This window comes from Agrobacterium larrymoorei, assembly GCF_013322225.1.
Lineage (GTDB): Bacteria > Pseudomonadota > Alphaproteobacteria > Rhizobiales > Rhizobiaceae > Agrobacterium > Agrobacterium larrymoorei_A.
This window is the reverse complement of record NZ_JAAMFB010000026.1, coordinates 11,921-25,439: the sequence shown is the minus strand read 5'-3', so window position 1 is coordinate 25,439 and position 13,519 is coordinate 11,921. Positions and strand designations below refer to the sequence as shown.

The 13,519-nt window shown below is 56.5% G+C and carries 13 protein-coding genes; 11 read left to right on the top strand and 2 right to left on the bottom strand.

What is annotated here, in order from left to right; all coding sequences use genetic code 11:
• Positions 1–28 precede the first annotated feature (28 nt).
• Positions 29–253 carry a hypothetical protein gene (locus tag G6L28_RS16020; RefSeq protein WP_174064831.1) on the bottom strand — a complete coding sequence of 75 codons (225 nt, stop codon included), beginning with the start codon at positions 251–253 and terminating at the stop codon, positions 29–31.
• A gap of 37 nt (positions 254–290) precedes the next feature.
• Between G6L28_RS16020 and ligD the strand changes: the two genes are divergently transcribed.
• Positions 291–1,334, top strand: a complete 1,044-nt coding sequence (gene ligD, locus G6L28_RS16015) for a non-homologous end-joining DNA ligase (protein WP_174064830.1) — start codon at positions 291–293, stop codon at positions 1,332–1,334.
• 11 nt (positions 1,335–1,345) lie between these two features.
• Here ligD and G6L28_RS16010 read toward each other — a convergent pair whose 3' ends face one another.
• Positions 1,346–2,245 (bottom strand): bacteriophage abortive infection AbiH family protein, encoded by a 900-nt coding sequence (locus G6L28_RS16010; RefSeq protein ID WP_174064829.1) that lies wholly within the window; start codon positions 2,243–2,245, stop codon positions 1,346–1,348.
• Between the two features lie 199 nt (positions 2,246–2,444).
• Here G6L28_RS16010 and G6L28_RS16005 point away from each other — a divergent pair, with 199 nt between their 5' ends.
• From G6L28_RS16005 to G6L28_RS15960, 10 genes are all read left to right on the top strand, one after another.
• Positions 2,445–2,654 carry a hypothetical protein gene (locus G6L28_RS16005; protein ID WP_174064828.1) on the top strand — a complete coding sequence of 70 codons (210 nt, stop codon included), beginning with the start codon at positions 2,445–2,447 and terminating at the stop codon, positions 2,652–2,654.
• A gap of 915 nt (positions 2,655–3,569) precedes the next feature.
• Positions 3,570–5,507 carry a ParB/RepB/Spo0J family partition protein gene (locus G6L28_RS16000; RefSeq protein WP_174064827.1) on the top strand — a complete coding sequence of 646 codons (1,938 nt, stop codon included), beginning with the start codon at positions 3,570–3,572 and terminating at the stop codon, positions 5,505–5,507.
• 865 nt (positions 5,508–6,372) lie between these two features.
• Positions 6,373–7,647: a plasmid replication protein RepC gene (repC, locus tag G6L28_RS15995; RefSeq protein WP_174064826.1), complete on the top strand. Its 1,275-nt coding sequence runs from the start codon at positions 6,373–6,375 to the stop codon at positions 7,645–7,647.
• A gap of 1 nt (position 7,648) precedes the next feature.
• Positions 7,649–8,155: a thermonuclease family protein gene (locus G6L28_RS15990; RefSeq protein ID WP_410171828.1), complete on the top strand. Its 507-nt coding sequence runs from the start codon at positions 7,649–7,651 to the stop codon at positions 8,153–8,155.
• Between the two features lie 401 nt (positions 8,156–8,556).
• The gene (locus G6L28_RS15985) at positions 8,557–8,892 is read left to right on the top strand and encodes a DUF736 family protein (RefSeq protein WP_174064825.1); all 336 of its coding nucleotides are present in this window, start codon (positions 8,557–8,559) and stop codon (positions 8,890–8,892) included.
• A gap of 120 nt (positions 8,893–9,012) precedes the next feature.
• Positions 9,013–9,219, top strand: coding sequence for an antitoxin VbhA family protein (locus G6L28_RS15980; RefSeq protein ID WP_012653082.1), 207 nt, complete (start codon positions 9,013–9,015; stop codon positions 9,217–9,219).
• A 69-nt stretch (positions 9,220–9,288) separates the two neighbouring features.
• Entirely contained in the window at positions 9,289–10,353 is a 1,065-nt protein-coding gene (locus G6L28_RS15975) for a Fic/DOC family protein (protein WP_174064824.1), read from the top strand.
• A 228-nt stretch (positions 10,354–10,581) separates the two neighbouring features.
• On the top strand, positions 10,582–11,460 hold the full coding sequence (locus G6L28_RS15970) for an ArdC family protein (protein ID WP_174064823.1): 879 nt from the start codon (positions 10,582–10,584) through the stop codon (positions 11,458–11,460).
• A 30-nt stretch (positions 11,461–11,490) separates the two neighbouring features.
• A complete protein-coding gene (locus G6L28_RS15965; protein ID WP_174064822.1) occupies positions 11,491–11,721 on the top strand; it encodes a hypothetical protein in 231 nt (76 codons plus the stop codon).
• Positions 11,722–11,926: 205 nt separating this feature from the next.
• Entirely contained in the window at positions 11,927–13,135 is a 1,209-nt protein-coding gene (locus tag G6L28_RS15960; protein ID WP_174064821.1) for a GGDEF domain-containing protein, read from the top strand.
• The last annotated feature ends 384 nt before the right edge of the window (positions 13,136–13,519 follow it).

Here is a 13,519-nt window from a genome sequence, read left to right as displayed (position 1 = left end):
TTGTGGGGATGATAACTTGCAAGTTCAATTACTCCGGCAATTCTTTGAGCATCAACAGTCGATTTCCGGGGACATAGGTTATGATCTTGTCCTGCTCAAGCGCATCCAGCACGGCTATCGTTTCCTCCTGAGTGAAGCCAGCCGCAACCATTGGCACGCCGATGTCGTAAAGATTTATCGACATCTCCGGCGCTGCCTTGAGGGTGCGTAGCCGCTCAAGCAAGGCGGCTTCTGTCTCTGAAAATCTGCTCATGTGAGCTTCTTAACCGTTTTCTGGCTGAATTGCTTCCATGACAAAGCCACCGAGATCAAAACCACTCCTTCGAGATGCCGAGGCACCCATACGGTCGAAGCCTCGGCGCCGCCGTGATCCGGCGCAGCCGAACCTTCTCCTTGACCCTATGCCGATCCGGGTGGAGCCGTGTCTGGCACTCCTGAAGTCGAAGCCTCCCGAAGGCGATGACTGGGCTTATGAGATCAAGTGGGATGGATATCGGCTGGCGATCCACATCGAGCCGACCGGAATCCGCATCCTCACTAAAGGCGGCCACGACTGGACATCGCGCTTTCCGGAAATAGAGAAAGGAGCCCGGGATCTCGGTGTGGCTTCCGCAATCATAGACGGCGAGGCGGTCATGTATGACGAGCAGGGGAGGAGCGACTTCAATCTCCTTAAGGGATCGCTCGGCGGCCGAGCTGGCAAGAAAACATCCCCGGCTCAGTTCGTCGCCTTCGACCTCCTGTATCTGGACGGTCACGACTTCCAGAAGACCGAGCTTCGAGTGCGCCGCCACCTTCTGCAAGATCTGATCGGAAACAGCGAGGGATCCAGCATCATGTTTTCGGAAGCCTTCGACACCGATGGCGCAACGCTCTTTCAGGCATCCTGCGATCACGGCCTCGAAGGCATCATCGCGAAGCACCTCGACAGCCCATATCGATCGGGCCGACTCGGCGACTGGATCAAAATCAAATGCATCCAGTCCGAGAGCTTTTTCATTGTTGGATACGAGCAGTCGGCTGGAGCCTTCAAATCATTGCTCCTGGGTGCCTATCGAGGCGACCAGGTCGTATACGTTGGATCTGTCGGCACTGGGTTCAAGGGCCAGCAGGCAGCAGAACTCCGATCGATGATGGACAAGCTGCCGTGGAGGAAGAAAGCTCCTCCTGTCCTCTACTCCGGTACGCGCAGCGTCACTTGGTTGCAGCCAACATTGATTGCCGAAATCGAGTACCGCGGATGGACTTCCGACGAGAAGCTCCGGCATTCCAGCTTCAAGGGTTTACGCGAGATCCAGGACAACGCCGAGGTCTACACAATCGAAGCTTCATGATGCCTGTTCGGCTAGAGTAGATTTAGAGTGCGAAGGCGGAGTCTAGCGGTTGGTATTCCAATCTCGTCGGCTGCGAACCATGCGGCCCCATCATCGGAATAATAGCTGACCGTCCACGTAGCGTTAACGTTGACGCGCTTCAGCACCTCGCTAAAATATGGCTCATCGACCTGCGCCAGCGAATGTCCAAGAACATAAACCTCAGTCACGGTGTCCAACTTCCTAAAGAAATCTTCGTTTCGGGCGAGGATATCCTTGGTCGGCTTGAACGTCTGAGCAAAGAGACTGTCGATTAGTTCGAAGCCACCAGCGACACGAACGTCAGTATCCTCATCCGTCATTCGCGAGCGAAGATCGTCGGCTTGTCGTTCCCATCCGTGGCCGAGGACTATCTCGGAGGTGCTGTCCATCACCGACCCATGAATGTGAAGCACACGATCAACTGGAACGCTGTAGAGAGCCTGCAGGGTGTTGGTGTAATTGAAGTTCAAGAATAAGGCTCTCGGGTCGATACATTTGACGGGAGCGGTTACTTTGGCTGGAAGTTCAAGCTGGCGGATCCAGTCGGCAAAATGTTTCCGTAGCTTGTCGGAAATTGCCTCGCAAATCTGTTCGATCTCGTACTCGTAATCATGATGACCAGAATCGCTCCAATCATCTGCGCCATAGGACGGTAGGTAGTTCTGCGCGTGATCCTCAATCTGGTCGACATCGACTTCCGCGAAGCGTTCCTCAAGGACGCTCCAAAGGTCCTTATCTGGAACCACGTAATCCTCAGCAATATCGAAAGTGTGACGATCAACTCGCTTGAGGTAGTCTGCAAAGTCGGAATATCTTGACTCGATCCCGTGGTGAAGATCAAAGCCATTGCCGACGATGAAAAGCTTGTCTGACTTGGATATCTCACACATCTAAACGGCATCTTTCACAGCGGGGAGTGACCGCCCACGCCCGGCGCGCTGTTTCTTGCAGCAATCCGGAATCGGCGTTGCTAATTTGCGTTTTCGCGAAGAAGCGGGGAACCAAGGGGCACCCCTATTGCATTAGAGGACCTCAACATCCCGTACAATATGCTTTCGATCACGATGGCAAGAGACCGGCGGATGAACGATGACTTCAAAAGAGCAACTATTGGCGAAGGTGCATGACATCTCTGATCCCTGCGAAGAAGTCCGGCAGGGTTTTCTTGCGTTGGCAACGGACCCCTCAACGCCCTCAGATGTACAGCAAGCCTCTCTCGATCTGGCGGACGCTATCGAGAAGGTCTTTTTGATCGCGCATTACATTATGAAAAGAGAAACGTCAGCTTCAGGTCATTGAAAGCGAGTGCGGTACGTTTTTGCCGGAGGAAGTCGGTCCCGGCTTCCGCTTCGCGGCGCAAGCTAAGCCTCCTGCGGCTTCCTTTTTCCCGGCAAAAACGCCTCGAGAATTCCCGCTTTCCCGGCCTGAAGAACGGCCGTCGCGATGCTGAAAGCTCCGATACTCTTCATTGTTCGTTTGGCTCATGGCCTTGGCCACTTGCTCGATGGAACTAGCTGACGTTCAAAACCTTCTGGCCGATGTATGTGCCACCACCACCACCTATGGCCGCCGATACCATGGTGACCACGTGCGACGCCTCGAGGCTCTGGGCGCCGCACACAGATAAACCGGCTAGAAGTCCGCCAAAGAGACAGGCAAAGAACGGTTTCGTCTAAACCTTCTATCCTCATTTTCACCCCCAATATTGTCCATGTTCGCGCGAAATTCCAAATTCGGCTGACATAATGTCACCTTTGCGTGTGCTCGCGGGCCGCCCAACACTTTCTGATTTGGCTGAATCACTACGAACCAGATCTGCCCGGTAAGCGGAGCGCCCCAACACTCGGAGCGCAGCGGGCAGATCGATCCCGGGAACCGGCCGGCCGGGTCACTTCTGGAATGAGCGTCCGAGAAGCGGGCGCACGATTTTTTCATACCTGTCCGCTCTTACGACAGGTCGCGGATCGCGCCAATGGGCAAGCGCGCAAGCGCTGTCCCTCGTCTGGAAAAACGGTTTTCACCGCCGAGCCGGCGAACCTTCCGTTTTTCCCTCCTCCGGACCCATGACCCGCTCCACCCCCTGACGGGAGCGGGCTGCGCCCTCCCCCTTCGTTCCGCCGGATGTGGGGGCACATCCTACGGAACGTAGGCAGAGGCTTCGCCCACTAGCGGGGCTTGCTCCCAAGGAACCGGGAAAACTTTGGAGATTGACCTATGACCGAGATTATCAGCATTCCGCTTAGCAAGCTTGATACGGACCCGAAAAACGTCCGCAAAACCTACAAGGCCGAGGGCGTCGAAAGCCTCGCAGCCTCCATTCTCGCCAATGGCGTTGTTCAGAATATCGTCGTGCGCAAGGCTTCCAAGGGCCGCTATTTCGTTACGGCGGGTGGTCGTCGGCGGGCTGCTCTCTTGCTCCTTGTCGAGCGCGGCCAGATTGCAGCTGATTATGCTGTAAACGCTATCGTAAAGACCGCCGACGAGGCGACAGAGCTGAGCTTGACCGAGAACGTGCAGCGCGAGGAAATGCACCCTGTGGACCAATATGTGGCGTTTCAGGCCATGGTCAACGAAGGCAAGGCAATCGCGGATATCGCTGCACGGTTCGGTGTGACTGAAATCATCGTTCGCCGCCGTTTGGCCTTAGCGAAGGTCTCGCCGGTCTTGCTGGACCTGTTTCGCAACGACGAAATGACGTTTGAGCAACTGACCGCCTTCACGGTCTGCGATGATCATGAGCGTCAGGAACAGGTCTGGGAGTCTCTCGATCGATGGAGCCGCGATTTGTCGCGGATCAAGTCGGCACTGATGACAGACGAAATTGCCGGAACCGACAAGCGTATCACGTTCCTCGGGGGCCTCGATGTCTATGAACAGACAGGAGGCGCGGTGCGCCGCGACCTGTTCGACGCGCAGGGCGGCGGGTTCGCGCTCGACGTAATACTGGTTGAAAAGCTGGTCAGCGAGAAGTTGGCAGCGGTGGCCGAGCCGTTTTTGTCGCAAGGCTGGAAATTTGTCGAAACATACATGCAGCGGCCCGACTGGATTTTCGGCGTCCCTCGCGTCTATCCGAAACAGATCGAGCTTTCCCCTGATGAACAATCGGAACGTTTGCGCCTGTGCGCCGAGCACGATGAACTCGTAGAGCTCATGGACCGAGACGAGGGCGAGGAAAGCCATTCCGAGCGCATCGATGCCATCAGCGCACGACTGGATGAACTGGACTCGATGCAGGAAGTCTTTTCCGACGAGGACAAGGCAAAAAGCGGGGTGGTCGTTTCCTTGGACTACTACGGGAGGCCAGACATTGCCGTTGGCATCCGCAAACCGGGTGATGACGAACAGAGCGAGCAAGTGGAAACGGAGGATGACGACAACGGGTCCGTGGCTTCCGAAAAGGTTGAGGAAGTCGGCCCGCCGAAGATCGTCCATTCTGCTGTGCTGGTCGAAGACCTGACAGCGCAGAAGACCGCAGCGCTCCGTGTCGAACTTGCCAACAATCCCGATGTTGCTCTGGTCAGCGTCGTTCACGCCATGCTGCTCGATCTTGTTTATCCCGGCACCTATGGCCGTTCTCGAGGGATGACCGCGTTGCAGATCGCCGTGACGCATGAGCGTCTGCAAGGTTCGATGAAAAGACCGGATGCAAGTCGGGCGACCGAGGAATGGGACCGGATTGCCGAGAACTTCGGTTATCATCTCCCCGGCGAGCCGGAAGACCTATGGGAGCATCTCCTCGATAAGCCGCAGTCGGAGCTTCTGGGACTGCTGGCCTATGCCGCTGCGCACACTCTTAACGCTGTCGAGACGAAACATAGCTTCCGCAAGGACGCATGCGCCCACGCCGACCAGATCGGGCGCACACTAAAGGTTGAAATGACCGACTGGTTCGAGACGACAGCCGAAAGCTATTTTTCGAGCCTGAACCGCGCAGGCATTCAGGCGGCGGTGGCAGAAGTGAAAGGGGCTGATTTCGCTTCGCGTGTCGCAAGTATGAAGAAGGCCGAGGCGGCGGCCTTTGCCGAAACCGCAATCAAAGGGTGCAACTGGCTTCCGTCGCTGGTGCGGATCGCGCCTGAACAGAAGGCCGAGAACGAACAGACTGAACCCCGTTCAGAAGATGAGCAACCTTTCCCGATAGCAGCGGAATAGCCGCGCTGCTGTCAGCCGGTCACGTCCTCCAGCGTGACCGGCTCCCCTCTCGTTACGAGGCAAAGTCATGTTCGATCACCTACCCGACCCTACCAAAGCAGCGGAATGCTGCTGCCAATTGATTCAAGCGTACCTGTCCGATCCCGAGCACGTGGATTGGAGTGACGTTCAAAAGGCAGTTAACACGGCGCTGGAAGCTTTCAATCTTCCGCCCACGTTCTTCGAAGAACAGGTTTAAGCGTTTGATTGTTGGTTTGTACCGCCCCGCCCGTCTTTGGTCCGACACCAGAGGCGGGCGTTCTGTTGTCCGTAGAATTAGTTCAATACGGAGATGAAACCCCGCTTCTTAGAGGCCCGGATCGTCGCGAACCGCCCCCTCCGTTGAGAGGAGGCCCAGGCCCCCTCCTCTCAAACTCTCCTTCCCACCCGTGGTCAAAAGCTTCGAAAGGTGCTCCTAATCGAGAAGTTGCGCCAATTTGGTAACGCAGCGGCGCGTTGAGGTGCACGTGAATATGACTATGAACCCGTGATTTGTAGCCTAAATGGGGGAATTAACGCTTCACGACGGCGAAGGGAATCTGAACGAGCGCTCAAATCTTGCGCCAAGTTGGATAATCAAGCTATGTATTGCAACTAGCTGGAATCACCTACTGCCCGGCTCGCACCGTTTTTAATCCAAGTCTGGAGAACACGCAGGCCAGAAAAGAGAAAACCGCTCCCGAGAAAACCCGGAAGCGGTCTGCAAAAAAACCAAATAATTAAGCAGATTTGTTTTCGCAGACCACCCTTCCCCTGTCAATAAGAAAAGCGCCTTTTCGGGTAACGGCGAAGCTTTGTCTGGTCCCTTGAACAGGAGACAGGACAAATGAGGGAAACCCTCACGAACAAGCGGCTAACTGGCCGCAGAATGACAAAGGAGAGAGCCGAGTTCCGGCGACTGGCACAGTCAACGGAAGTCGGAACGGTGACGCGGGGCCAGTTGGCAGTGTTGTCGCAGAGCCTTCCATGCACTGGCCTAATTACCAGTACCGAAAGCCATCTCCTTACAGTGATCATCAACACCGCCCGGGCCGACGCCTTCGACAAGGGTGGGCGACCGATTGTGTTCAAGTCCAACAATCAGCTGGGGTTCGAGATCAACCGCTCGCCTGGGCGGGTCAGCCGTATCCTGTCGAAGTTGTTCGACGCCGGGCTTGTCACCATGCAGGACAGCGCGAATTTCAAGCGCTATCCGATCAGGGACGGCGAAGGCGAAATTTTAGACGCCTGTGGCATCGATTTGCGTGTACTGATTGCCCGCTACCGTGAGCTCGACGCCCTAGTGCGGCAGAAGCGAGAGGAGAAGCGCGCCAGCGACGCCGCTGCCCGCCGCTTTCGCGATGCACTCAGGAGCGCCCGTTACGCGCTGGTGAATGCCGCCGATTTGACGAAAACCGCACTCGCGAGCCTTGCATCTCGCATCGAGCGTATTGCTGCCTTTGTTGGTATCGCAGGCAGAGCGCCTGCTTTTGTTTTGAGGCGCGCTGCGAGCCTGCTGGAGTGGCTTGTTGGACGCTCTCTCAAGGCATCAAGGCGGCCGCAGAGTGCGTCTGATTATGATAATATGACATGCGCGAATGTCGAAAACGACATGCACAAACAGATTACAAACCCCCATCCCTTTGACTTGAGTAAAGAGGAACGGCGTCCGGCTAACGCCGGACAACACAATTCACTTAAGGCTGGCTACGCCAGCAAGAGGGCTTTTGAGGAAAGCCTGACGAGAGGATCCGACCCAGACAATAGGCAATCTCGCCCGCAGCAAGGGATTGTTGCTCTTGATGATGTGTGGAGGGCGGCGCCATCGTTGAAAGACTATTTCACCGCCGCGCCACGCAGTTGGTCCGATCTCGCCCGCATCGCCCCGCAGATTTGCCGCTTGGCGGGTGTCTCCGAGGACGCGCGGCTTCGCGCCGTCGATCAAATGGGCCAACAGGCCGCCGCGATCGCCATCGCGGTCACGTTCGAGAAATATTCTCGCGAAGAAGTCAGCTCGCCCGGAGGGTATTTGCGCGCCATGACGGACAGGGCGGCATCCGGTGAACTTCATCTTTCGCGTTCCGTCTTCGGGCTTGCCGCCCGCAACTCTATGGAGGCCTAAAATTGAGAAAAACCCCATTTTTTCGGCACTTTTGTTTGCCCTGCTTTTTTCACAACCTGTTAGCGCGGCGGAATATTCCGGCCGAGCACGCGTGATCGACGGTGACACCTTCAGCATTCGACAGCAGCGGATCAGGATTGCGGCGATTGACGCCTGCGAGCGCTCGCAAAAGGGCTGGAAGAATGGAGCCGAATGGGCGTGTGGTGTCGAGGCTCGCAGCTATCTTTCTCGCCTTATCGACGGGAAGCATGTGACATGCACCATTATCGACGAGGACCAATACCGTCGCCTAGTTGGACAGTGCTTCCTCCAGCAAACCGATATAGGCCTTGAAATGGTGAAGGCAGGTCAGGCTCGACTCCTGTTGCAATATCTACCGCGTGGCAACTCAATGTCCCTTGACGCTTACCATCAGGCCGAAGACACCGCCCGAGGCAGACGTTTGGGCCAATGGGCGGCCGAGATCGACGCGCCGAGCAACTATCGCCGTTCCAATTCTCATCACTAGCCCAATGACAATTGGACCTGGAACTGTCGAGATCTGCTTTTCATAGCGCCAAATTGGCTCACTAGTGGAGGAAAAAACCGTTTGTTTCCGGTTGTATGCTTGCGAAAGTTGAATAATATTGGCGCAGGAAAATGCGGTTATTGTTGTTGAACGTACAGGTGACGTTTGTTAGACGCTTTCAGTAGCCACTCCTCCAAGGCGGTTGCTCTTGATGCCCGTTCGCACAGCGACGCGGTTTGCGCAAAGCTGGCTATCCACCAAATTTCCCCGCCTTCGGCTTCCTCGCGAAGCAAATTTGGCAGCCTTCCAGCCTCCTCCGCTGCGCTTCGGCCTCCGGTGCGCACCGCTTTCCGCTGTGCCTTGTGAACGCTCATCGCAACCACCAAAGAGGAGTGACCACCATGAAAAACATCACCAACTACATCCAGTTCAACGGCGACAACATCGGAACCGCAGACGGTACCGGCCTCATCTCCACCATCGAGCGAGACCTCGAAATCACGGTAACGCCTTTTTCTTCCACCAACGAGAGAGCCCCGACGCACCGCGTTTATGCAACATCTCCCGCAGGTCACAAGCTCGACGTGGGCGGCATCTGGAAAAAAGAGAACGGCGAAGGCAGGCCCTACTACACGATCTCGATCAAGCGCATGGGCTTTAACGCCAATCTAGGCCGGTTCCCCGGCCAGGACGACCCGACCCTGCAGGCAATCATCGAGTGGGAACCACGCGATTGATTGCGTAGAGAAGCCCGGCATATGACCGGGCCCCTCACCCCGAAATGGCTGAAAATCCGCCAAATAGCTGGATTTTCGGCCCTTTTCGTGTTAGGTTGAACAGTAATTGGAGATTTGTCGATGAACATTCATTCCACCCGTCCCGACCGCTCCCCGGAAGCCGTAGCGGCTCGAAAGAAGAGCACGGATCAGGCTCGAGCCATGAACATTCGCCAAGGCTATCAGGGCGACGACGCCCTGCTCGAAGCGGCGACCGCTGCTTACGTTGCCGGCGATCTCACCCGCGAAGAGTATCGCGCCCGCATCTTACCGCAGCCCAAGGGCTGATCATTTCATTCAAGTCTCAAGAGGCTCAAGGCCGTCTGCTAGGGCAGACGGCTTTTTGTTGGTTTACGTATGGATGATGAATACCCCAGGGGTTCCTACACTTATCCGAATACGTCAGACGATCCGGATCGCCAGAACGTTCTCCGTAACAAGTTTGGTATCGAATCCAAATCGGAGCTTCGCACGGTCGAGTATCGTGCAACGCAGGACCGGATTTCCGAAATCCTTGAGGGTGATGGTCCCAAGGGTAACTTTGACGCCGCTCATCTCAAGGCAATCCACGGCCACATATTTCAGGATGTGTACGAATGGGCGGGTCATACCAGAAACGAAAGCCCGGTGGTTGACGGAACTCGTCTCGAGCCGATTGGTGGCCTTTCAAAAGGCGGAACGTCTTTCCTGCACGGCGCGCGTATAGACATGGGTTTGAATGAGGCGGTGAAGCCGGTCAGCGATCCGCAGGCGTTACGGGCAGCCAGCAGGGAAGAATTCGTTGAGCGAGCCGCAAAAACGCTGTCAGAGCTGAACTATGTCCATCCGTTTCGCGAAGGCAACGGAAGGACGCAGGAAACCTTCATCACAGAGCTCGGCCGGCATTACGGGCACGACATCGATATGAGCGTGATCAGCAAAACCCGTATGATCGAAGCGTCCATTGCCACGACACATGACCCTGCCAGCCCCGCGCTGAAGCACGTCGTTGAAGATGCGATAGACCCCAACCGCCGTGAGGCGCTACGCGGTGCATTCGCGGATCTGGAGCAGGTCGGCGAGAAGCCCTTCGAGCATTATGTTCGGACTGTCCGCCCGGGCGAAGAGATCGAGGGCCAGGTGTTCGGTCATGACAACCGCGTTGCAACCGTTGTGACCGAGAACGGCATTATCGCTGTCGATCGCGCCGACCTTCCGGAGCGGATTCCAGCCGACGACGAAGAGGTGAAATTCACCGCCCGATCTGACTTCAGAACCTTGGGGCGGCCGGAGCAGGAGGCCCAACCGCAGCCTCAGAGCGTCGAGCAAAAGGCTGAACAAGCGCCGCAACAGTCAAATCACAACGCAGAGCTCAAGGCCGTCGAAGCGCAGCATTTAGCAACCCGTGGGCAGCAGACCGACCGGGACGACCGGGATCGTTAGCGCAGCCCCCTTCCCCATTCAGCACAAGCAACCGCAGCGCCGTTAGCGGTCCGTGCTCCCTTGTGTTTGCCGTCTCCCGTTTCGTTGGGTGATTGACGGACAAGCTACGATAGCCCCTCCCCCATTCAACCGCTCCGCGGTCCTCCTCTCCGTTGCGGCCCTCCGGGTGCATGGGCTCGTCTCGGCTATCTCCGTTTTTTGCCGTCAACCAACGAAAAGGAGACGGCGATGCAGAGCACGGACACCTACCAGCGCATTACGGATGCCATCATCGAGCAGCTGGAAGCGGGAACGAAACCCTGGATCCGCCCTTGGCGCGGAACCGTCCGCCGCTCGCCGGTACCACTGCGCGCCACCGGCGAAGCCTATCGCGGCATCAACGTGATCATGCTGTGGCTTTCCAGTCAGCTCGCCGGCTACGACGAGAACACCTGGATGACCTACCGGCAGGCTCAGGATCTTGGAGGCCAGGTCAGAAAGGGCGAACAGGGAACCCTCGTCGTCAAGTACGGAACCTTCACGCCCAAGGAGCAGGAAGCCGACGACAAAAGCATCCCGTACCTGAAGGGCTACACGGTCTTCAACGTCGAGCAGATCGATGGCCTACCCGACCGCTTCAAAAGCCCGGTCGAAGACATTTCGGAGGGCTCAATGCCCCTCCTCGGGCATGTCGAAGACTTCATCGGTCGAACCGGCGCGAAGATCACGTATGGCGGCAAGCACGCCTGCTATCGTCCAGGTCCTGATGACATCGAGATGCCAGCCCGTGAACGCTTTCTGAGCGAAGTCCATCTTTACAGCACGGTTCTGCACGAGCTCGGTCACTGGACCGGCGCAAAACACCGTCTCGATCGCGATCTTTCCGGCCGGTTCGGGACTGAAGCCTATGCCGTGGAAGAGCTCGTTGCGGAACTGTCGGCAGCCTTCGTGTGCGCGGACCTTGGCCTCGAGCACGATCCACGCGAAAACACCGCAACGTATCTGGAAAGCTGGCTGAAGGTTTTAAAGCAGGATAAGCGGGCGATCGTTACGGCCGCTGCCAAGGCTCAGGCTGTTGCCGACCATCTTCACGGCCTTCAAGGCGCATTGGACATCGACGGGGGCTAAAGCGATACTCGGTGACGAAGGGAGATCGCCATGGGAAAGTCACATCCCATTGCATTGCTTGAGGGTGTCATCGCCTTCGTTGAGAAGGCGATTACTATCGGGATGGTTGCTCGGCGTTTTCGGATGTCACCTGGTTTCATGAACGATCTTGTGATTGTTCAATGTCGTGGGAGTTCGATCCATTTTCCAATTCGAAGCGAACCATTCACACCGCCAAAGGGATTTTCAGCTGACGCCCTATATGAGGTTTTGGTGGCATAACGCGGAATGGAGCCGTGGCGCAGGGTGGGGCCTACTAAAACTCAACACCCGTCATTTCCATCTTCGAGTGGCGAGGCCGCCGAGCCGCGAGCAGACCGCGTGTCCGTCCTTCCGACAGACATTCCCTAAAATACCCATTATTATTTCACATGCTTTTTAAGCCTTAGCATGTAGCCGTCATCCTGCGGTTCAAAGAGGATGCCTTATGCCGGATTTCTTCACGCTGTTCGTTGTCGTTCTGCTCCTCAATCTCTCACACTGCATGCTTTGGAGCATGATCGCCTACCGATACAGGGATCTGCATGCTGCGCGGTACTGGCTTGCAGGTAGCGCTGCAGGTGTCGTTGGTGGGATCGCTCTTTCTCTTCAAGGTGAGGGCGGGATTATCACCAACACGGTAGCCGGCAATGGCCTCGTTATCCTGGGTTTCTATCTGAATTGGTGCGGCTCGCGTCAGTTTCACGGCGACAAAGTGCATGGGGCGTGGAGCTCCATCTTGGTCGGTGTCAGCGTCTTGGTGATGCTCGCTACATTTCACGCTTGGTATGGCCGTAATCCTGTCTACACACTGGCTCAGTCGATCCCACTCGCGCTCGCGGCAAGCTATCTTTTGCGCAGACACCGCCGGGATCTTGGAGCGGTCGTTGCCGCAATAGCGATGGGGGCAGGCGTGGTGTCCCACAGCGTCATCGCTGGGGGCAACCTTCTCATCGTGACCGGCATCCGGCCTGACCTCCAACTTTATCAGGCCGCCTCGATCGACCTCTTGGTCTTCCTGTTTGCCTCGGTCGTCTGGAATTTCGGTTTTCTCATCTCAGCTGTCGAACGCTTGCACTCCCAAGTCGAACAGCTGGCAAACGAGGATGAGTTGACGGGGATCGCCAATCGCAGGCTGTTTATGACGCATCTGAACAGGGCCTGTGATGGCGATGGCGTCAAGGATGATTTCAGCCTGCTTCTGTTCGATCTCGATCGGTTCAAGGCGATCAACGACAGGCATGGGCACGCGACAGGGGACGCGGCACTGAAGCACGTGGTGGGGGTGATCATGGGGCAGTTGCGAAACGGCGACGTTTTCGCTCGTATTGGAGGAGACGAATTCGGTCTGTTGCTCCCCCAGTCAAACACACAAGACGCTGAAGCGGTTGCAGCGCGGATAGTCGGAGCAGTCAAGGGCACGCCCTTGCAATGGAATGCCCTTCGACTGCGTGTCACCGTCAGCATTGGCATCGTTACGCAACATCAATCTTCCGCCAGACCTGAGACTCTGTTGGAAAATGCCGACAGCGCGCTCTATCAGACGAAGCGCCGGGGTCGAGATGGCTATACACTCTTCGCTGCGACATCGGATGTGACGTCCAACGTTGTCCATCTTTCGCATGGTTCGCATTCCGGATCTGCAGTCAGATCCTGATTTCCGAGATCAGCGTCTCCCAAGCCCAATGGCGTTCGCCTCGGACTCCGTTTCACGTCTGAGCAGCTGGATCAGCTCGACACTTCATACCTGCTCCATCGGACGCGTGTGTCGACCGGGCGACGAGCCACGACAATCATTGCAACGGCGCTTGAGACGGGGTCAATGTCCCTGAGTACAGCACCGATTCTCTCGACCTCGGAAACCGCCGGGTGAGAGCGGCTAACTCTCAGCAATCGGTTGTCAGCTGACAATTCAGCTAAGGGCCGGAAATATAAAAGGAAATTATCCGGCCAGAAATCGTTAATTTCGGTTAACCAAAAACAGCTTGACGGTTATGCGGTCTATGAGATCATTTGCGCAAATCGCAGAGAATTGTCAGGT

Excerpts from the sequence above, each read along its gene's own strand:
- G6L28_RS16020 (WP_174064831.1), bottom strand. The coding sequence starts at position 253 with ATGAGCAGATTTTCAGAGACAGAAGCCGCCTTGCTTGAGCGGCTACGC.
- ligD (WP_174064830.1), top strand. The coding sequence starts at position 291 with ATGACAAAGCCACCGAGATCAAAACCACTCCTTCGAGATGCCGAGGCA.
- G6L28_RS16010 (WP_174064829.1), bottom strand. The coding sequence starts at position 2,245 with ATGTGTGAGATATCCAAGTCAGACAAGCTTTTCATCGTCGGCAATGGC.
- G6L28_RS16005 (WP_174064828.1), top strand. The coding sequence starts at position 2,445 with ATGACTTCAAAAGAGCAACTATTGGCGAAGGTGCATGACATCTCTGAT.
- G6L28_RS16000 (WP_174064827.1), top strand. The coding sequence starts at position 3,570 with ATGACCGAGATTATCAGCATTCCGCTTAGCAAGCTTGATACGGACCCG.
- repC (WP_174064826.1), top strand. The coding sequence starts at position 6,373 with ATGAGGGAAACCCTCACGAACAAGCGGCTAACTGGCCGCAGAATGACA.
- G6L28_RS15985 (WP_174064825.1), top strand. The coding sequence starts at position 8,557 with ATGAAAAACATCACCAACTACATCCAGTTCAACGGCGACAACATCGGA.
- G6L28_RS15980 (WP_012653082.1), top strand. The coding sequence starts at position 9,013 with ATGAACATTCATTCCACCCGTCCCGACCGCTCCCCGGAAGCCGTAGCG.
- G6L28_RS15975 (WP_174064824.1), top strand. The coding sequence starts at position 9,289 with ATGGATGATGAATACCCCAGGGGTTCCTACACTTATCCGAATACGTCA.
- G6L28_RS15970 (WP_174064823.1), top strand. The coding sequence starts at position 10,582 with ATGCAGAGCACGGACACCTACCAGCGCATTACGGATGCCATCATCGAG.
- G6L28_RS15965 (WP_174064822.1), top strand. The coding sequence starts at position 11,491 with ATGGGAAAGTCACATCCCATTGCATTGCTTGAGGGTGTCATCGCCTTC.
- G6L28_RS15960 (WP_174064821.1), top strand. The coding sequence starts at position 11,927 with ATGCCGGATTTCTTCACGCTGTTCGTTGTCGTTCTGCTCCTCAATCTC.